Here is a 1,264-nt window from a genome sequence, read left to right as displayed (position 1 = left end):
GGCATGTCTTTACGAATATGCTCCCATAAGGTGCGGAACATGGGCATATCGGCACCGGGGATGTTGTCCGCCACCGGAACTCGGGGAAGTTTGACGATGCCACATTCAATGGCATCCATGAGAGAAAAATCACTCATGGTCCAAGGAAATAGAGTGCCCTCTGCGTAACCAGAACCTCTGAGGAAAAAAGGCGTGGCAGAAAGATCGATAACACGTGTAACACCGAGTTTGCGATTGATGGCTTCAATACCCGATATCCACAAACGAGCGGCCTCATTATTCTTCTGCGCTTCTTTTTTCTCATCTCCTTTCAGTGAAGCAATATCATCTTCTTCAGGCTTTTCCCGGTAACAATGATGTGCCTCATCGTTGATCATCATGATATTTTTCATGCCCATCAGATCAGGCATTACTCTCTGAATCATCTGTCCTTCTGTTTCGAGGGTATTGAGCGCTTCCCCGCGCCCCTGAAGTAAGGATCGGCCTCCTTTCGATAGTTCCATGCGCTGACGTTGCTTGAAGGCATGATAGTTAGTAATGACGATCTTGGCGCGTTCCAAATCACCCATCATATCGCCGGGAATCAGTTCACGGCTGAGATAGTAGCTATCCGGATCGTTGGGCTTGAGTACACGAAGACGATCACGAATGGTCAACCCAGGAGCCACGATCAGGAACCCCCGGGTAAAACGCTTGCTCTGGGGACGATGAACCGAATTGATAGTCTGCCAAGCGATGATCATGGCCATCACTGTTGTCTTTCCAGCACCAGTGGCCAACTTTAGAGCTAGCCGCATAATCTCCGGGTTAGCATCGTTATTCGCATTGACCAGGTGATCAAGAAAAGCTTTGCCGGTTTTTCCAGTGTGAGGAGCTACCTCTGTCAGCCAGATAGCGGTTTCGACAGCTTCCACCTGGCAGAAGAATGGGCGAATGCCGCTGAAATTGTGATGCCGCCAGTGTTGCAACAAACGAGCAGTTTCCGGTGTTACTTTCCAGTCATTGGAATTGGGAAGACTACGCCATTTATCTACTTCCCGCCGAACACCGTTGATGATGGCCGTGTGATCGTACTGCTGTTCATCCGTTGATAAACCTTCTCCTTCGTCGAATAGCAGCTGTTCCTGCTTAGGAGTCCCTTTGCGCTTTTTTGGCTTTGGGATGGGTGTTATGAATTCTGCAAGGCGCCGTTTTTCAACGATTTTTTGTGTTGGCTGACCGTTTTCATCCAACTCCCAATGGCGCGAAGGATATTCATAGGGTG

General features: G+C 49.1%; 1 protein-coding gene. It reads right to left on the bottom strand.

The genetic code is table 11. From position 1 onward, the window contains the following. The coding region (locus ACOCD2_RS20495; RefSeq protein ID WP_419626004.1) for a DEAD/DEAH box helicase family protein at nucleotides 1-1,264 on the bottom strand (1,264 nt) is incomplete at both ends.

The sequence above is a fragment of the Thiolapillus sp. genome (genome assembly GCF_048562965.1).
Classification (GTDB): Bacteria; Pseudomonadota; Gammaproteobacteria; order Chromatiales; family Chromatiaceae; genus Thiolapillus; species Thiolapillus brandeum_A.
The sequence above is the reverse complement of the archived record's forward strand: the minus strand, read 5'-3'. Positions and strand labels throughout refer to the sequence as shown.